This window comes from Pilimelia anulata (genome assembly GCF_014647895.1).
Taxonomy (GTDB): domain Bacteria; phylum Actinomycetota; class Actinomycetes; order Mycobacteriales; family Micromonosporaceae; genus Pilimelia; species Pilimelia anulata.
In genome coordinates this window covers 495,677-511,897 of record NZ_BMQB01000003.1, presented here as the reverse complement: position 1 = coordinate 511,897, position 16,221 = coordinate 495,677, and the positions used below count along the sequence as shown (strand labels likewise).

General features: G+C 71.0%; 15 protein-coding genes. 2 read left to right on the top strand and 13 right to left on the bottom strand.

What is annotated here, in order from left to right:
* Position 1: 1 nt before the first annotated feature.
* Complete coding sequence (locus IEY94_RS10010) at positions 2-1,057, top strand: NUDIX domain-containing protein (RefSeq protein WP_189169790.1); 1,056 nt, start codon at positions 2-4, stop codon at positions 1,055-1,057.
* Between the two features lie 101 nt (positions 1,058-1,158).
* Here the strand turns inward: IEY94_RS10010 and IEY94_RS10005 are convergent, their stop codons facing one another.
* The 8 genes from IEY94_RS10005 to IEY94_RS23440 all read right to left on the bottom strand — a co-directional run bounded on the left by IEY94_RS10005 (position 1,159) and on the right by IEY94_RS23440 (position 9,971).
* Positions 1,159-2,241, bottom strand: coding sequence for an SIR2 family protein (locus IEY94_RS10005; RefSeq protein WP_189169789.1), 1,083 nt, complete (start codon positions 2,239-2,241; stop codon positions 1,159-1,161).
* A 335-nt stretch (positions 2,242-2,576) separates the two neighbouring features.
* The gene (locus IEY94_RS10000) at positions 2,577-3,335 is read right to left on the bottom strand and encodes a thiopeptide-type bacteriocin biosynthesis protein (RefSeq protein WP_189169788.1); all 759 of its coding nucleotides are present in this window, start codon (positions 3,333-3,335) and stop codon (positions 2,577-2,579) included.
* Positions 3,336-3,351: 16 nt separating this feature from the next.
* Positions 3,352-4,428, bottom strand: coding sequence for a lanthionine synthetase C family protein (locus tag IEY94_RS09995; RefSeq protein ID WP_189169787.1), 1,077 nt, complete (start codon positions 4,426-4,428; stop codon positions 3,352-3,354).
* Positions 4,425-7,163: a lantibiotic dehydratase gene (locus IEY94_RS09990; protein ID WP_189169786.1), complete on the bottom strand. Its 2,739-nt coding sequence runs from the start codon at positions 7,161-7,163 to the stop codon at positions 4,425-4,427. Before IEY94_RS09990 ends, IEY94_RS09995 begins: the two co-directional genes overlap by 4 nt.
* 71 nt (positions 7,164-7,234) lie before the next feature.
* Positions 7,235-7,393 carry an FxLD family lanthipeptide gene (locus IEY94_RS09985; protein ID WP_189169785.1) on the bottom strand — a complete coding sequence of 53 codons (159 nt, stop codon included), beginning with the start codon at positions 7,391-7,393 and terminating at the stop codon, positions 7,235-7,237.
* Positions 7,394-7,405: 12 nt separating this feature from the next.
* A complete protein-coding gene (gene fxlM / locus IEY94_RS09980) occupies positions 7,406-8,647 on the bottom strand; it encodes a methyltransferase, FxLD system (RefSeq protein ID WP_229783480.1) in 1,242 nt (413 codons plus the stop codon).
* Positions 8,648-8,751: 104 nt separating this feature from the next.
* Positions 8,752-9,462 (bottom strand): class I SAM-dependent methyltransferase, encoded by a 711-nt coding sequence (locus IEY94_RS23445; RefSeq protein ID WP_229783479.1) that lies wholly within the window; start codon positions 9,460-9,462, stop codon positions 8,752-8,754.
* Positions 9,399-9,971: a methyltransferase domain-containing protein gene (locus IEY94_RS23440; protein WP_229783478.1), complete on the bottom strand. Its 573-nt coding sequence runs from the start codon at positions 9,969-9,971 to the stop codon at positions 9,399-9,401. The genes IEY94_RS23445 and IEY94_RS23440 overlap by 64 nt, the downstream gene beginning before the upstream one ends.
* 442 nt (positions 9,972-10,413) lie before the next feature.
* Here IEY94_RS23440 and IEY94_RS09970 point away from each other — a divergent pair, with 442 nt between their 5' ends.
* Positions 10,414-11,097, top strand: coding sequence for a pentapeptide repeat-containing protein (locus tag IEY94_RS09970; protein WP_189169784.1), 684 nt, complete (start codon positions 10,414-10,416; stop codon positions 11,095-11,097).
* 2 nt (positions 11,098-11,099) lie between these two features.
* Here IEY94_RS09970 and IEY94_RS09965 read toward each other — a convergent pair whose 3' ends face one another.
* The 5 genes from IEY94_RS09965 to IEY94_RS09945 form a co-directional block, all read right to left on the bottom strand.
* Complete coding sequence (locus IEY94_RS09965; protein ID WP_189169783.1) at positions 11,100-12,812, bottom strand: carbamoyltransferase C-terminal domain-containing protein; 1,713 nt, start codon at positions 12,810-12,812, stop codon at positions 11,100-11,102.
* On the bottom strand, positions 12,809-14,200 hold the full coding sequence (locus tag IEY94_RS09960; protein WP_189169782.1) for a B12-binding domain-containing radical SAM protein: 1,392 nt from the start codon (positions 14,198-14,200) through the stop codon (positions 12,809-12,811). The genes IEY94_RS09965 and IEY94_RS09960 overlap by 4 nt, the downstream gene beginning before the upstream one ends.
* Positions 14,179-15,390 (bottom strand): radical SAM/SPASM domain-containing protein, encoded by a 1,212-nt coding sequence (locus IEY94_RS09955; RefSeq protein WP_189169781.1) that lies wholly within the window; start codon positions 15,388-15,390, stop codon positions 14,179-14,181. The genes IEY94_RS09960 and IEY94_RS09955 overlap by 22 nt, the downstream gene beginning before the upstream one ends.
* 59 nt (positions 15,391-15,449) lie before the next feature.
* Positions 15,450-15,611 (bottom strand): hypothetical protein, encoded by a 162-nt coding sequence (locus IEY94_RS09950; RefSeq protein WP_189169780.1) that lies wholly within the window; start codon positions 15,609-15,611, stop codon positions 15,450-15,452.
* Positions 15,612-15,726: 115 nt separating this feature from the next.
* Positions 15,727-16,059: a helix-turn-helix transcriptional regulator gene (locus tag IEY94_RS09945; RefSeq protein ID WP_189169779.1), complete on the bottom strand. Its 333-nt coding sequence runs from the start codon at positions 16,057-16,059 to the stop codon at positions 15,727-15,729.
* Positions 16,060-16,221 lie beyond the last annotated feature (162 nt).

Sequence of the window (16,221 nt, the reverse complement as noted above, 5' to 3'; positions counted from 1 at the left end):
GATGCCGACCGCCGCGCCCGCCAGGCAGCGCATCACTGACCTCGCCACCGGCATCGTGCCGATGGACGAACGCGAGGAGCAGGATCGGGCCGACATCCTGGCCTGGGTCGCCTCCGGCGCCCCGCTGTTCCGCACGGCGAAGCCGGACGTGCCGGCCAAGCACCTCGCGGTGTACTTCGTGCTGATCGACGAGCCCACGTGCAGCGTCCTACTGGTCGACCACGTCAAGGCCGGATGCTGGCTGCCGCCAGGCGGGCACGTCGACCCCGACGAAGACCCCGCCGCCGCCGCGGTTCGGGAAGCGACCGAGGAGCTGGGCATCGACGCGCATTTCCACCCCGCGCTCAGCGACGGGCAGCCGCTGTTCTTGTCGGTCACCCGCACCCGCGGTCCCGGCTCCCACATCGATGTCACCATGTGGTTCGTCCTAACCGGCGACCGCGATACGCCGATGACCGGCGACCCGAACGAGTTCGCGCAAACGGCCTGGTTCACCCTCGACGAAATCGCCGCGTGGGCGACCGACGAGTCTGACCCGCACATTCCGCGTTTCGTCGCCAAGCTCCAGGGCGCGCTCGCTTTCGCCGCGAAGCACCCGACGATTGCAAGGCTGTTGAAGGGATCCACTCCGATGACCAACACCGCCGTCAACGACGAGGCCCGCTCGGGCGGCTGCCTGTGCGGCAAGATCCGGTTCACGGTGGCCGGGAAGCCGGACTACCCGCACGTGTGCAGCTGCCCGCACTGCCAGAAACGTGCCGGCGGGCCGCTGCAGTCCTGGGTCGGATTCCCACTGACCGGGCTGCGCTGGATCGGTGAAGGCGGCGAGCCGACGTGGTTCGACACCTTCCCCGCAAGGACCAAGAGGGGCTTCTGTCCGACCTGCGGAAGCCACATCGGCGCGCTCGACTACGGCGACAGCACCATCGGGATCAACGTGACCGCGTTGGACCAGCAGGACGATCCCGCGCTGCTGCCCGTCAACCAGTCCTTCCGTGGCGACGCCGTGTCCTGGCTCCCGCAGGTGCCCGACACATTGCGCAGCCCGGTCGCCTAATCAGCGCCCGGCGCCGTCGAGCCTGGTGATCGCGCTGATCTGCCGAATTGAGTAAGGGGGTCTCACTACTATAGTTAAATTGTCGAAGTCGCTGGGGGAGCCTAGGTGAAGTGCCCGGGTGAGTGAACACAATCGATGGCGGCCGGCATCCCATGATCGCATATAGTGGTATTCCGCATCAGGTCAACGCCAAGAACGTCGAGGATCATTGCAGGATCCGGGCTCCCCTCCTTGGTTACCACGTAGCATTTCCGTGCCGAAGGAAAAGCGGTCCTCGCCACACGTCGCAGAACTTCATTGAGGACCCTATCCCCAAATCCATAGCCAATGATGTACCAATGTTTCGACTCCACGAGCCGGTCGAAGAAATACGAGTAGGCGAACCTGAACGGATACTCGCGTATCAGTCGACCCTTTGCTGCTTGGTTTGTCAAAATCACGGAGGGCGCCCATTGCGTCCGGTCCTCGCGCCAAGCGCTCCAGTATCCGGCGCCGCGAAGCGCATCGATCTGAAACTTCACGTGATCACTGCCGCTTCGAAGCCATCCGAGCGAGCCGTGCAGGTTCACCACCGAGTAGATGCATGGCAAGTCCGCGACCGTTCTAAGACGATTTCCAGTGATGATGGGTCCGCCTGGCACGACATCGATCTTGAATTCCGCCGCCGGGCGCCCATCGGCAAGGTCTGCGATATTCCCCTTCAAAACCTCCAATGCGGCCGATACCAGGATCCCATCATAGTTCAACGTCGCGAGGCACCAGGCGTCACCAAGTTGGGCGACCCTTGCGCAAAGAGCCTTCGCGTGGTCGGTACCGTGCCCTAGCGAGCGCTCGGCAATTAACTCAAGGACATGGCTTACGCCATGTCGATATAGTTGTTTTGTTACGGCCCTCGTCTCCGCCACGGAGTCGGACAGGCTAGGCCCCAGGCCATCGGTTAGGGCGGTTAAATCCTCGAGAGCGGACATCGCCCCGTCGAGTATGTCCAAGGGGCCGATGAGGTTCTCAAGATCGTATCCTGTTCCTGGGTCTAGGGATGTTGCCAACTTCTTAAAGGCGGCCTCGGTGGTGTCGGGCGCGCTCACCGACGAAAACCTGGACTTCAATTCCTCGAACAGTTTCGAGGAGCTGAGATCTTGGTTGTGCGCGACAGATAGCCCATTGCCGATCAGCGCAGTCCTCATTGATCCCCCGGTTGAGTTCTCACACAGCGGCGTCGAATACCCAGTTCAGGCTAACCGCACTACCTTTCAAGGGTGGTTGAAGTAGCAATTGCGCCGAGGGTGTCAGGTGGGACCGCAGGGACAGCCCTCGGGAGCACTCTCATGCCGCCGAACATGCGCGCTCCGCATCTGGAATGCGGCCGGGTTAGCGAATACCAGAGCTGCGGGCATGTCCGCGTTGGTGCACGAACGGGCAGAGGGAGTGTCCACGCGCCTACGCCGGGCGATCGGCGGAAGACCCTGCCCACCATGCCTTGTCGCTCCGGTGTGCGGTCGCGCTTACCGGGCCGGATACCTCATGGGCGATCGCTTCCGAAAGTCGCTTCGCGCGCGGCCTGGGCGAGGGTGGCCTGGGTGGTGGCGGCGAGCCCGAGCCGGTTCCAGTGGAAGATCACGTGTAGTGCGAGGACGGCGCGGAGGCCGCGTGTGAGCCTGCCCGCTTCACGGGTGAGCTGGAGGATCGTGCCTGCGTTGGCGAATGCGGCGTGCCATTCGTCGGTGCTGCGGGCGGTGCCGGTGAGAAGTTGGCCGACACTCTTGGTGAAGCCTTCCCACGTGTGGCTGTCGGGCGGCTGCGTGAGGTGCTCGGCGCGGTGTTCGACGACTCGTGCCCACACATCGCCTTGCTCGTTGAGATCGAGTCCCGCGCCACGCATGAGTGCCGCACACAGGATCAATGAGCGTTCTCGCCGGTCGGTGGGATGTTGGCGGAGGTAGGGCAGGAGGTGATAGCTGTCGTAGCTGAACAGCGCGTGCGAGGTTGTCATCGCCTCGGTTCCGCCGAACGCGTGGGTCTCGGGTTCGTAGATGTCGGCGGTCCAGCTCACCCCGTCGGTGATCAGCTCCTTCGCTAGCTGTCGGCTGCGCTGCTGGTCGGTGGGTAGGTAGCGGATGCGCCAGGCGCCTTTGCGGATGTACCACCACGAGGTGATCAACCCGCTGGACTCGGCGGCCGGGAGGACTCGGTTCAGGTGTTCGATCGCCCGGAGTGCGCGCTCGTGTGCGTCCTGGCCGGGGTAGTTGATGTTGATCTGTTGCCAGGGGCTGTCGTCCATGGTGGACCCTTTCGCGTCAGGCGATGAGGAGGCAGGCGTCCCAGGAGGTTGCGGTGGTGCCGAGGGTGGCGAGGACGGCTCCGGTGCCTCCGGTCAGAAGCCCCTCGGCTTCACCGAACCCATCGGAGGACTGCCGGTGGGAGGCCGCGACGGCGTCGAGGGGTGTCGGGGTGAGCGCGTCGACGGCGATGCGCCTTGCGGTGGCCACGAGTCCTGCGGTGCCGTGGCACAGGCCGCGCTCGCCGAGCCGGCCGGTCTGGTCAGGGTCGGTGACGCAGCGGACGAATGCCGCCTCGGCGCTGTGTTGCCGGTCGAGGTCGTGCAGGGCCCGCGCGGCGAGCTGTTGGGCGCGGGCGATGCCGGGGGTGCCGTAGCACCAGGACGGTCGCAGCGGCGTCTGCTGGGTCGGGGCGCCACGGTCCAGGTCGGTGAGGGTGAGGGTTTGCGGCCACCAGATCGCGCCGTCGGTGTTCTGCTGCCAGGTGTCGAGCCATTGGCAGATCCGCCGGATCGCCTCGTTCTGGCCGTTGACGGTGATGCCATCGCGCAGTGTGAGTGCGAGTAGCGCCAGCGGTCCGGTGATGCCGTGGGCCATGCCGTGGTTGGCGTGGCCGCCTACTGGTGGCGGTTGGTCGCGGTCGGGGCTGTTCCAGCACCACCAGCCGGGTAGATCGCCTTGGGGTTCGGTGAGCCGGACGAGGTACTCCAGGACGTCGCGGAGCAGCTCGTGGTCGGCGAGCTGGCGTAGGGCGACGCCGACGCCGGTCAGTCCGCGGATCAGGTCGTACTCGGCGAAGTGCGGCAGCGCGCCGCGGTCGATGCGGCGGTGGGCGGCGTCCAGCCGGTTCCGGGTGACCGTGGCGGTGCCCTCGGCGGTGAGGGCCTTGGCACGGGCGAGGCCGGGGTGGTCGGCGGCGGCGAGGACGAACGCGAGCGCGGGGGCGCCGTAGAACAGGCTCGCGCCGCCGGCGATGCTGACGCCGCCCGCGGTGGCCTGCTGCAGTGCTTCGCGCGCTGCGGGCCAGTTGCCGGTTTCCAGGTGCAGCAGGGCGATGCCGGCCGCGCCCTCGGCGAGTGACTGCCCCGCGCTCATGCTGTCTGCCTGGCGCGGGCGGTGTGGGCGACGGTGCGGGCCAGGCGCAGGCAGTGCTGCTCGGATGCGGTGTCGACGCCGATCATGCGGGCGTGGTGCAGGTGAAGGAGATCGCCGAGTACCTGGTCGGGGTTGAGCCCGTCCGCCTCGACCAGGGTTCGATACCGCGACAACGCTGCCGCCAGGCGCTCGTCGTGGAACGGGACTCCAGCGACGTCGAGCTGGGCGGGATCAAGCCGCCGCCCGGCGTGCCGGGGGACGTGCGTGGTCAGCCAGCGCAGGCCGTCGCTGGTGAACCCGTCGGCGATGGTGATCATGCTGGCGGCGGTGGTGGCCTGCCGGTCGCCGGTCGGCCGGCGCAGCGCGGTACGGGAGTCGGCGGCGAACACTGCCTCGGCCGCCGCCAGGGTGCTGCCGGTGCCGTGGCGGGTCTCCGGCCGGTACGGGTGCAGGCTGTAGTCGCGCACGACTGCCTGGCCGTGGAGTTCCTCTACCCAGCCGGCGAGGTGGCCGGCGGTGTCTGCGAACCGGTCGACGTGCGCGAGCGGGATGCGCAGCCGCAGGTGGGGTTCGGGCTCGGGGTAGCGCAGGAACCACCAGCCCGGCGGCAGGTGGTCCGCGGGGCGTTCGGCAAGATCGGCCAGGATGGCGTCGCACCGGCCGTAGAGGCGGGCTTCCAGCCACCGTGACCGGCCGGGTAGGTGCCCGACGGTGCTCGCCGGCTGCGCTGGGCGAGGCGGTCGGCTGGCGGGTGCGGGGTCGGTGAGGGTGAGCATCAGCTCGGCGGGGCGGTTGTCTATCCAGCCGGCCGAACCGGGCGCTTCGGTGAGTACGGTGCGGCCGTGCCGGTCGAGGTGCTCGCGCAGGACTGCCAGGTGCGCGGGCTCGTCCAGGTCGAGGCGCAGTTGTACGTCGTCTCCCCCGATGAGGACGTGCTGCGGGATGAGGCGCTGGTAACGGTGGCGCTGCCAGCCGTCGCGCCACTGCGGCCATCCGGCGCTCCGGGCGGGCAGGGCGGTGGGCTCGATGATCCAGCGGGCTGGGTGCAGGATGCTGCGTCCGCGCCGCAGGCGGGGTAGGAACGGCAGGCCCGCGGCGTGCCCCCAGTCGAACCGGGTGCACGGCGCGTTGTAGGCGGTCCAGATCTCGGCCAGGAACCGCATCAGCGGCTGCTGAAGAGGCAGGAGAACGCTGTTGCACAACAACGGCTCGACCGGCTGGCCGGTGCTCCGGGACACCAGCCACAGCCGCCGGCCATCCCCAGTGACCGCCAGATCCTCCACGGTCCACGGCGGCGCAAGATGGAAGTCGCCGACCGGGAGCACCGGCAGCAGCTCCGGCATACGGGCCAGGGCCGCGAGGCGGGCGTCCAGCGGAGGGCCGGACAGCTGGACCATGGCCGCGCCGGGCAGGGTCGCCGGCAGATCGTGGTAGACCCGCTGGAACGAGGCGAACTCGGCGGGCGTGAGCAGGTGCAGGAACCGGCCCGCGGAGACCGCCGCGTGCCGGGAGCCGCTGAGCACCGTCAGGACGAATTCGCCGCGGTCCAGATCCCGCACGGTGTCGGCGGCGAGGGCGAACCGCAGCTCGGTGTGCGGCACCGGCGGCCAGACGTCATCGCCGCGCAGCCGCTCGATCAGCGCGTCGTCCATGGCCACCTCGGCGCACCCGTCGAGCGCGGACTGCTGCGCGAGCTGTCCGAGCAGACGATCCCGGCCGGTGAACCCCACGGGGGCACGGCGCGTCGATCCCCGGAAGCCGGCCGGGAACCCGAGCACGCTGAGCACGTCGGGCAGGGGCACGGCCGCTCCCGGCCCCCACCGTTCGATAAACGCCCGGTGGTAATCGACCCAGCCCGGCATCGGCGGCGCGACCGCCACCAGCGTCGCCGCGGCCCGCCCGGCCTCGCGCAGGACCGCCGGGGGAAGCGTCACCTCGACATCGGCCCGCAGGTCGACCGCGACTCGCGCGCCGGGATCACGCGTCGTGCCGCCGTCCGCTGCGTAGCCGGCCGGGTCGGTGACCATCGCCGGCCGCAGCGCCGACAGCAGCACCCCGGTCTTCACTAGCTCGGCCAGCAGCCGCTCAGCCCTGGCGACATCGGCAGGTCCGGCGATCTTCGCGGCGAGGTCGGCGAACCCGACCGGCGTCCGCGCCGCCTCGATCGCGGCCCGGACCGGGCCGGTGAGGCGGACCTCGACATCCCACCGCCTGTCACCCTCAGTGCGGGCGCACGGCAGCACCCACCGCCCGGCGCGCTCGAATCCGAGAGCATTGGTCAGCACCGCGGCGGCGCGCAACGCGGCGAGGTCTTGTTCTGCGCGCGCGGTGTGCTCGGCGATGACTTCGCCGTCCGGGCGCGCCACCGGCCGATGGGCGTCGCCCACCCGGGCGCTCGCGCGGGTACCGAAGTTCACCGGGGCCACTCCGGCGAAGGTGCCGAACGGGGTCGCGCGGGTGGTCCACCGCAGCAGATACCTGACCGCCGTACCCACGAGGCGGCGCAGCCGCTGCTCCTCGATCGGCTCGCCGGACAGCACCCGAGTGATTCGCGCTGCCAGGTCCGGCGATGCGGAGGTCACCGCCGCCGCGAACCGCGGCAATCCCCACGCCGCGGCGAGCCAGGTGCGCCACTCGTCCGGCCCGTCGGAGGCCGGGTCCGGCAAGACGGGCAGGACTAGATCGTTGGGATAGGAGGCGACTCGGATCAACGCCGCACCGGCCGCGGGAATCACGCTTGCACCACCAGGGGGTCGGCGGGTCCGGCGCCACCGCGGGCGCCGGACCCGATAGGAGGGCTGGGGGGTCAGTTGCCGCCGTCGCAGCGGGTGGTGCAGGCGTTGGAGCCGGTGTTGCCCGACCCGCAGCCGTCACTGGTGTTCGTGGAGTAGCCGCTGGCGGCGGGGCCGGCGTCGACCAAGCTGACGTCGAGGACGAACTCGTCTTCCATGTTGGTGTCGCTCATGGGCTTGCCTCTCTATGAAGGGTTGAAGGCGAGGACAATGCGGCCGTGCCGCTTGTCCAGCACCGTCCCGGCCGGCAGATCGCCGTCGGGAGTACCAACGGGCGCGACATGCAGCACCGGCGAGGGCGTTCCGGCCTCCAGCCACGCCCGCATCTGCTCCACCATTCGCCCGGCCGCCGCGCCAGCGGCAGGCCCGTGCGCGCGGGCGCCCACGTCGAACAGGTCACCGCTCCAGCTCAGGTCCGACCGGTAGCAGAAGGTGCCCTCTGCCAGGGCAGCGGGCGTGCCGAACCGCCACGCCGGGGCGACGCGGCCGGCGTCGATCGCCTCCTGCTGCGCAGTGAGCACCACGAACTGCTGCCCGTCATCGGTGGTGCGGGCGGCCAGCCACATGTCCAGGTCGGCCAGGACCGTGCGCGCCGGCAGGCTCGCCCCCGCCCACTCCTGCACCGGCGGCTGCGCCAGCAACGCGCCGACGGCCTCGGTGTCGATCTGCTGGCCGAGCTCGTCCAGCCGCAGATGCACGCCCTGGGCGATGTCGACGAAGCGCATCTCGTGGGCGCCGGCGCCCTGCATGGACACGAACCCGCACAGCCGCTGACTCTGGCTGGTCAGCCGGTCACCGGTGCGGCGCAGCGCCCACGAGCGGGTCATCCCGAAGGTGCGCAGCGGCACCACCAGCGTGCCGTTCTCGGCGAGCTGTGCGGTCCACGCCGGAGAGACGTCCCACGCCCCGACCGTCACGATGATCAGGTCGTAGAGGCGGCCGTCCGCGATCGGCTGCTCGGCGTCGGCGCACACCACGCGCACGTCGTCGTAGCCAGCCGCGGCCAGGCAGGCCGTGGCGCGGTCAGTGACGTCGCTGTCAATGTCCACCGTCGTCACCGATCCCGCCGGCCCGACCAACTCGGACAGCAGGGCCGCGTTGTAGCCGCCGGAGCCGATCTCCAGCACGTGCCTGCCGCACAGTCCACCGTCGACCGCGTCGGCGGCTTGACCGAGCATCTCCGCGATTAGCCACGGCGCCGACACCGAGCTGAGCGCCTCGTCGCCGCGCCGCTTGGTGACCACCGCCTCATCGGCGCGGTACGCCACGGTCAGCGGGGCGTCCGGGGTGAACAGGTGGCGGGGGACGGCGCGCAACGCGGCCTCCACCTCGGGCCGCATCGTTAGCCCCTTGTCTCCGTGATCGGAGACGAGCTGGTCGACCATCGCGGTATGCAGTTCCTCGCTCGGCATGGTGTCGACGCTCACTGGGATTGCACTCCTGTTCATCAGGGCCGCTTTGTGGGACGGCTCGGGTTCGGGCTCTCGGCTCAACCGGGTTGAGCGACTGGGCTCAAGGTCCGCTTGCGCGGTTACGGCTGGCGGGTCGGCCAGGCAACGGTCAACCGGGTGTGGTTCCGGTCGAAGACCAGCCCGCAGGTCGGGAGAAGCTCGTCGGGGGTGTCGGCGGGGTGGGCGGTGATGGTGGGTGCGGGCCCGGCGCGGTTGGCGTCCCAGGTACAGACCTGCTCGTCGATGGTGTCGGCGAGGGTGGTGGCGTCGGGGCCGTGAGCGATGACCCCGAACTCGAAGCGGTCGCGGCCCAGCTCGTCGGGGTAGGTGGGGCGCAGCGTCAGGTAGGCGAGCGTGGACTCGGCTACCACGGCGGCGGCCCGGTCGGGTAGCGCCGGCGCGACGAGGCCGGCTTCGACGGCGGCGGGTTCGGCGGTCAGGGTGGCGAAGCCGGGCACGGTGGTGGCCAGCCTCAGCTCCAGCCCGTCGAACGACTCCATCCGCCGCACCGCGACGCCGGTCCACACCCGCACCGCCGGCTGCTCCAGCACGCCTTCCAGCAGCCCGGGGCCCGGGGCAGGGCCGTCGATGCGCAGGCTGACGTGCTGGTGGAGGGGAAGGTGGTGTTCGGGGGTGGCGGCGGCGCCCTGCATGGGCACGAACCCGCATACCTGCACCGACCTGCTGGTCAACAGCCGTCCTCGCCGGTCGAACGCGACGGACCGGGTCAGGCCGGCCAGCCGGATCGGGGCGACCAGCCGCCCGTCGGGGGTGAGCTGGTGTCGATCCACGCCGGGGGGATGTCGGCGGCTTCGACGGTGACGATGATCCGGTCGAACGGCGCGAACGCCGCCGCCCCGTGTGCGCCGTCGACGCATTGGACGTTGACGCGGCTGTAGCCGGCGGCGGCCAGGCAGGCACGGGCCCGTTCGGTGACCTCGGGGTCGATGTCGACGCTGGTCACCTCCCCGTCCTCGCCAACGAGTTCGGCGATCAGGGCGGCGTTGTAGCCGCCGGAGCCGATCTCCAGCACCCGCATCCCCGGCTGGAGGTCGGCTTGTTCGAGCATCATCGCCACGATGCTGGGCTGCGACACCGACGACACCGTCCTACCGTCGCTGTCGGTCTTGGTGCGCACGACATCGTCGGCGTACGCGCGGGCAGGTGTGGTGTCGGGGACGAACAAGTGCCGGGGCACGGCCACGAACGCCGCGGCCACCGGCTCGGAGCGGACCGCGCCGATGCGGCGCAGTTCATCGACCAGGGCGGCGTGCAGTTCGTCGATCGTGGGCTCGGTCATCGGTGGCCTCCCGGGCTGGTGGTCGTGGGGAGAAGGCGCAGGTGGGCGGGAGGCGTGCTCCGGGTGGCCAACCGTCGTCGGCCGGGAGCGGATGCGCTCGAGTCAGCGCCGTCGCCCGCCCGGGTCGCGGCGGTCGGGGCGGCGGCGGTGTGCCGTCCGGGGACGGCGAGGACAGCAGCAGCGCGGCGGGCCGCGGGACACGGTGCGGCGGCCAGGCGGGCAGCGTCGTCCAGGCAGCCGGCGCACCAGCCGCACGGGTCGGGTCGGTGGATAGCCAGGGTGGCGGCGGCGCGGGTGAGCGCGGCGTCGAGCTGCACGACGATCACCTCCCGCCGCCTCGGCGCGACCGGCGGACGGCTGTCGGCAGAAGGGTGGGGTAGTTGTACAGATGGCGCCGCGCGCGGCGGCTTGGCATGTCGGGGCGTCTGGCTACGGTGGGGCCATGGTCGTGCGTTCCCCGCGGCGCGGTGTCACGCGCTGGCAGCCCCCGCAGCCGCCCACCGTCCCCGCCGCCCTGACCCGCGCAGTGCTGCCGGACCACGACCTGGACCACGAGGTGTCCTTCGACCGGGTCGAGTTCGACGGCCTGGACCTGACCGGCCGCCGCGCCGGCGGGGTGCAGTTCGAGGAATGCCGGCTGGCCCGCACGAATCTGGCGGAGACGGTGCTGGACCGGTCGCAGTTCTCCGAATGCGTTGCTGAGCAGGCCAACTGGGCGAACCTGAAGGCCACGAAGTCGACGCTGCTGCGCTGCCGGCTCTCCGGGCTGCGCCTGACCGGCCTGCACTGGGTCGACGGCGGCCTGCGCGACGTCACGATCGCCGAGTGCCGGGTGGACCTGGCGTCGTTCCGGTTCTCGTCGTTCTCCGCTGTGCTGTTCGAGGACTGCGTCCTGACCGGCGCCGACTTCACCGGCGCCAAGCTCGGCGGGGCCCGGTTCGTCGGCTGCGACCTGACCGGTGCCCGGTTCCCCGAGGCGCAGCTGAAGGGCGCGGAGTTCTCCCGCTGCACGCTGGCGGACATCGACGGGATCACCAACTTCGCCGGCGCGGTGATCGACAGCCACGACCTGATCGCACTGTCCTACACGCTGGCCGGGGCGCTGGGCATTCAAATCCGCGGCTGAACTCACCGCCGCCCCCCGATCAGCGGGGCCTTGCTGACCAGCAGCGGGCCGAGCTGCAGGTGTTGCAGGTCGGAGCCGTCGAGGACCGCGAGAGCGTCGGCGGCGGTGCGGGCGATGGGCTGGCCGTGCAGGTTCAGTGAGGTGTTGAGCAGGATCCCCCGCCCGGTCGCCTGCTCGTAGGCGGTCAGGACGGCGGCGAGGCCGTTGTCGGTGTGGTCGTCGACGATCTGCGGCCGGCAGGTCAGGTCCGCCGGGTGGACGGCGGCGATCATCTCCGGCAGCGCGTCGGCGCGGGCGGGCATGGCCAGCATCATGTGCGGGCTGGGCAGCTTCTTCGGGTTGTGCAGGTAGTCGTGCTGGCGGCTGGCGAGCACGGCGGGGGCGAACGGCATCCAGAAGTCGCGCTGCTTGACCAGCCGGTTCAGCACACGGGGCAGGTCGGGGTTGGCGGGGTCGGCGAGGATGGACCGGTTTCCGAGGGCGCGGGCGCCGAACTCCATCCGCCCCGCCGCCCGGCCGACGATCTCCCCTTGGGCGAGTAGCGCCGCTACCACGGCGGCGTGGTCGGTGGGGCGTTCGACGTGGTAGCCGGGCCGGTCGGCCAGGGCGGCGACGGCGTCGGCTTCGGTGATGTCGTCGCCGAGGTAGCAGTCGGCCAGCGGCGCGACGTCGGCGTGCCCGTACTCGTCGGCGGTGTGCTGGTAGAGGGCGCCCAGCGGGAGGCTCTCGTCACCGCAGGACGGGAACGCGGTGAAGCTGTCGACGCCGGGTAGGGCGGCGAGGCGCTGGTTGGCCTTGACGTTCATGAACACCCCACCGGCGGCGAGGACGTCGCGGATGCCGGTGTGCGCGACGGCGGCGGCCGTCCAGTCGGCGAGGAGGTTCTCGGTGAACAGTTGCAGCCCGGCGAAGACGTCGTCGAAGCGGCGGCCCTGCAGCCGGGCGGCGATCCGCGGCCAGCTGCGCTCGACCGACGCGGTGGTGGTGCGGCGGAAGGCGAGCCCGTCGGCGGAGAGCTTGAGGAAGTCGCCGTAGATGCCGGCGACCCGGGCGGCCCGGCCGGGATCGGCGTGGGGGGCCATGCCCATGAGCTTGTACTCGTCCTCGTGCGGGGTGAACCCGTGGGCGTGGGTGGTCCAGAAGTACAGCAGGCCGAGGCTGTTGCGCAGGTCCGTGCGCGCGACCTCGGTAGCGTGGCCGTTGCGCCAGGCGGTGATGGTGGCGCAGGCGCCGTCGCCGAACCCGTCGCAGGTAAGCACCAGGTAGGGGCGGGCGGGGTCGGCGCGTAGCCCGTAGTAGGCGGTGGCGGCGTGGGTGCGATGGTGGTCATAGAACCTGACCGGCGCACTGATCCCCATGGCGGCGAGGGCGTCGGTGACCTGCCGGCGGGTGGCCGGGCAGTCGTCGGCCAGGAGTTGGGCTTCGTGGCGGGCCGCGCCCGGGCGGCGGTGGAAGTCGGTGAGGCGACGCAGGAACTCCTCGCGTGGGCAGTGGGCGATCGGGCCGGTGCGGGCGCCGTAAGCGACGCCGGTGACCGCCGCCGGCTCGATGCCGACGTGACGCAGGGCTGCGGCGATCGCCTCGCGGGGGAAGCCGATGTGCCCCTTGTTCCGGGTGAGGCGCTCCTCCTGCACGCAGTACGCGAGTCGCCCGTCGACGGCGATCGCGGCCGACGAGTTGGCGCCGGCGTGCAGGGCGAGCGTGTACGCGGTCATCGGGCAGCTCCGGCGCTCTGGCGGGTGGGGATGTCGAGCAGGTCGGTGAACCACTGCCACTCGGCGAGCTTCAGCTCGGCCAGCCGCGTCATGTCCCCGGGCCGGGACTCGTGCAGCTGGCCGAGGGCGGGCCGGACGTGGTGGGCGTACCAGGCGGACAGCTCGGCGTCGAGGTCCGCGACGGCCGGGTCGGCGAACCGGAAGCTGCGGTGGAACGGCGCGGCGTCGAGCAGGCCGTCGTCGCGGATGCGGCGTTCGGCGAGCGTGCCGGGGATGACCAGCAGCCGGGAGCGGGCCAGGAACTGCGGAACGCGGTGGCGGCCGAACCCGTCCAGGGCGGCCAGCTCGGCGCGCAGGGCGGGCAGGGTTTGCCAGGGGTGCCAGAGGATGTAGCTGGCCACGGTGGTGATGCCGGCGGCATCAGCCGCCGCGACCACGCGGCGCAGGTGGTCCAGGTCCTGGCGCTTGCCGTACAGGCGGTGCAGGGTGTCGGGGTTGAGGGACTCCACGCCCATGAGCAGGACGTCGACGCCGGCTTCGGCGAGCAGATGAATGCTGTCGCCGGTGAGGGTCTCGGAGCGGATGTTCATGCTCAACCCCACCCGGCCGGCCAGATCGTGTCGGTGGAGGGCGTCGCGGAGTTGGGCGGCGCGGCGGATGCATGCGTCGCGGGTGCCGCCGAAGTCGACGTCGGCCATGGAGAAGCGGGTGGCGCCAGTCAGCCGGTGCAGGTGGGCGATGTCGGCGACTGCGGCGTCGATGGGGAGTTCGGTCCAGCCGGCGCCGAGGTCGGCGTTGTAGGCGCAGAAGGCGCAGCGGGAGCGGCAGCCGCGGCTGGCCGACACCGACACCACCGCCCCCGGCTGCCGGGCCACGTCGTCGGCGGTGAGGTCGAGCAGCGGGGTGTGGCCGCGCAGCGCGTCCGCGGCGTCGGCGGCGACCGCGGCGACGAGCGGGTCACGCGCAGGGCGGCTGTCGGGGTGCAGGCCCACGACGTGGTCGACGGCGCCGTGGGCGCGCAGCTCCGGGGCGGCGCTGGTGGCCAGCGGACCGAACCCGAGCACCGCGACGGCGTGGCGGAAGCGGGCGGCGGCCAGTTCGTCGGCGATCTCGGCCAGCCGCGGCCCGTAGGCGTCGGAGGTCCACAGGTGCACGATCAGCACGTCGAACCCACCGTCGGCGAGCACGTCGGCCAGCGGCGGGGTGTCGGCGGCGCGGTTGTAGGCGTCGAGCAGGCGAACGTGGTGGCCGCGGGCGCGTAGGTGGGCGTACAGGGCGAGGGCTTCGCCGTCGATGTGGTGCTGCTTGAACCCGCCGTCGTACAGGCTCGGCGCCCACAACAGCACCCGCGCCCGCCGGGTTGGGGTCAGCACTCGCAGCGCCGGCACGGGGTGCTCACCGCCCCCCGGAAGGCGGCCATCGTGGTCGAGGAAAACCACACGTCGTCCAGGTTGTCGGTCAGCAGGTTCCCGCACCGCATGGCCGGGTTCTCCACGCCGAAGATGCACGGGTAGATGTCGGCGCGCTGGTCCACGGCGAACCCGACGGTCCCGCTGCCGCACGGCTCATCCGGGTTGATCGTCTCGATCTCCACCTGGTGCAGTTCGGCGAGGCGGGCGCACTCCGGCACGAGCGTGCCCATGATCTGCGCGTCGTCGAGGGTGTGCGCGACCGTGGAGCGGCCGACGGGCTTCTGCGGGAAGAACTTGAACCGCGAACAGCCCACTTGCACGCCGACCTTGACGATCTGCTCCAGCTCGGCGAGGTTCATCCGGTTGACCACCGTGTTGATCACCGGAGTGGCGAACTGCGCGATCTGCTCGATCCCCGCCAACGTGCGCGCGAACGAGCGGGGGGCGCCGCGGATCAGCTCGTGCGTGGCGGCGGTGCCGCCGTCCAGCGACACCTGCACCGTTCCGACGCCCAGCTCCCGCAGCCTAGTCAGGGTGCGCGGGGGTAGGACGGTGGCGTTGGTGCTCACGCCGAACCCCATCCCGCGTCCCAGGATCTCGGCGGCGATGTCGAAGAACCCGTCCAGCATCAGGCTTTCCCCGCCAGTGACGTAGACGTCGAAGACGCCGTAGTCGTCGAGCCGACCGATCACCTCCCGCCACGTCCGGGTCGGCAGCAGGAACGGGTCAGCTTTCGGGCCGCCGGAGCAGTAGCAGTGCAGGCACTTCTGATTGCACAAGGTGAACGGCTGCAGATGCACCCACATCGGCTTCAGCACCGGCAGCGCCGGCCGGCGCTCAGCGATCGTGCGGCCGGCGCCGTCCAGGTCTGCCGCGGTGACCGCAGTCGGACGCTCGTCGGCGGCGACGAGCACGTCCTGGTGCAGCAGGTTGGCGACGATCTCCGCCCAGCCGGCCTCGGTGATCGGGTCCAGGCCGGGCACGTGCACGGCCGGCGACGGGGCGGCGGCGGGTCGGGATCGGTGGTGCAGCAGCACCAGAGCGACGGCGGCGGGGTGCAGGTTGAAGATGCGCCGAGGCCGGCCCCGCCACGCCAACGCCCCGAAGTGCTCATGCCGCAGCCGCAAATCCGGCGCGACGGTGACAGCCTCTGGAAGTACCGACACCCTGACCCTCCCTTCCCGGGTGGTGGGGCGGGCTGCTGGCGCCCGCCCCACCACGACCATCACTTCGCCGCCGACACCTGGCGGTCAGCGGTCGCGGCCGGCTTGCCGGTCGGGAACGGACGGTCCGGGGCGACGGTGCCCGAGTAGGTCCGGTGGCCGATCGACAGCGACGCCGCCGCGGTCGTCTCATACGCCGTCACCGGCGGATACGTCGAGGACATGCCGATACCTCCTGCGATATCGCTGGGTTTCAGCGGGTACCTCCCGCTATCTACTCATTGACCCACCGTCCGCGCCGTAGGACCAGAAGGTGAATCTGTACAAGTAGGAGGGTCGCTATTTGTACAGATCACCGTCCGACGCCGCCGAGCCCGTCGTGCGATGCTCCCGACCCGCCACGCGCCGGCGACCGTCCGCGGCCAGTTGCTGAGCCCGCACCGGCGGCCACAGCGCCTCCAGCTCCCCACCAGCGGCGAGAACCTTGTCGCAGGTCTCGGCCAGCTCCCGCGACGGCCAGCGCTGCGCCCGCTCGACCTTGGCGACGGTCTGCGCGCTCTGAAAGACGATGTCGGCCAACCCCTGCTGTGACAGCTCGCGCCGGATGCGCCATGAGCGCAGGGCAGCGCCGAAGCGATGCGCCGGCGACGCGTCCGGGGTCAGGTCACTCATCCGGCCGGCCACAGCCACCCCCCGGACCACCGCAGCCGGCACCGCGCAGGGGGCACCCGGCCGGCGGGAGCTTGCATCTCCGCCGGCCGGGGCTTTCCCCAACCCCCTCCGCTCGCCCCTCGGGTGGGCGAACGTCCTTCACCCGGCCGCAGCCGGACGCGG

Excerpts from the sequence above, each read along its gene's own strand:
- IEY94_RS10010 (WP_189169790.1), top strand. The coding sequence starts at position 2 with ATGCCGACCGCCGCGCCCGCCAGGCAGCGCATCACTGACCTCGCCACC.
- IEY94_RS10005 (WP_189169789.1), bottom strand. The coding sequence starts at position 2,241 with ATGAGGACTGCGCTGATCGGCAATGGGCTATCTGTCGCGCACAACCAA.
- IEY94_RS10000 (WP_189169788.1), bottom strand. The coding sequence starts at position 3,335 with ATGGACGACAGCCCCTGGCAACAGATCAACATCAACTACCCCGGCCAG.
- IEY94_RS09995 (WP_189169787.1), bottom strand. The coding sequence starts at position 4,428 with ATGAGCGCGGGGCAGTCACTCGCCGAGGGCGCGGCCGGCATCGCCCTG.
- IEY94_RS09985 (WP_189169785.1), bottom strand. The coding sequence starts at position 7,393 with ATGAGCGACACCAACATGGAAGACGAGTTCGTCCTCGACGTCAGCTTG.
- IEY94_RS23440 (WP_229783478.1), bottom strand. The coding sequence starts at position 9,971 with ATGACCGAGCCCACGATCGACGAACTGCACGCCGCCCTGGTCGATGAA.
- IEY94_RS09970 (WP_189169784.1), top strand. The coding sequence starts at position 10,414 with ATGGTCGTGCGTTCCCCGCGGCGCGGTGTCACGCGCTGGCAGCCCCCG.
- IEY94_RS09965 (WP_189169783.1), bottom strand. The coding sequence starts at position 12,812 with ATGACCGCGTACACGCTCGCCCTGCACGCCGGCGCCAACTCGTCGGCC.
- IEY94_RS09950 (WP_189169780.1), bottom strand. The coding sequence starts at position 15,611 with ATGTCCTCGACGTATCCGCCGGTGACGGCGTATGAGACGACCGCGGCG.
- IEY94_RS09945 (WP_189169779.1), bottom strand. The coding sequence starts at position 16,059 with ATGAGTGACCTGACCCCGGACGCGTCGCCGGCGCATCGCTTCGGCGCT.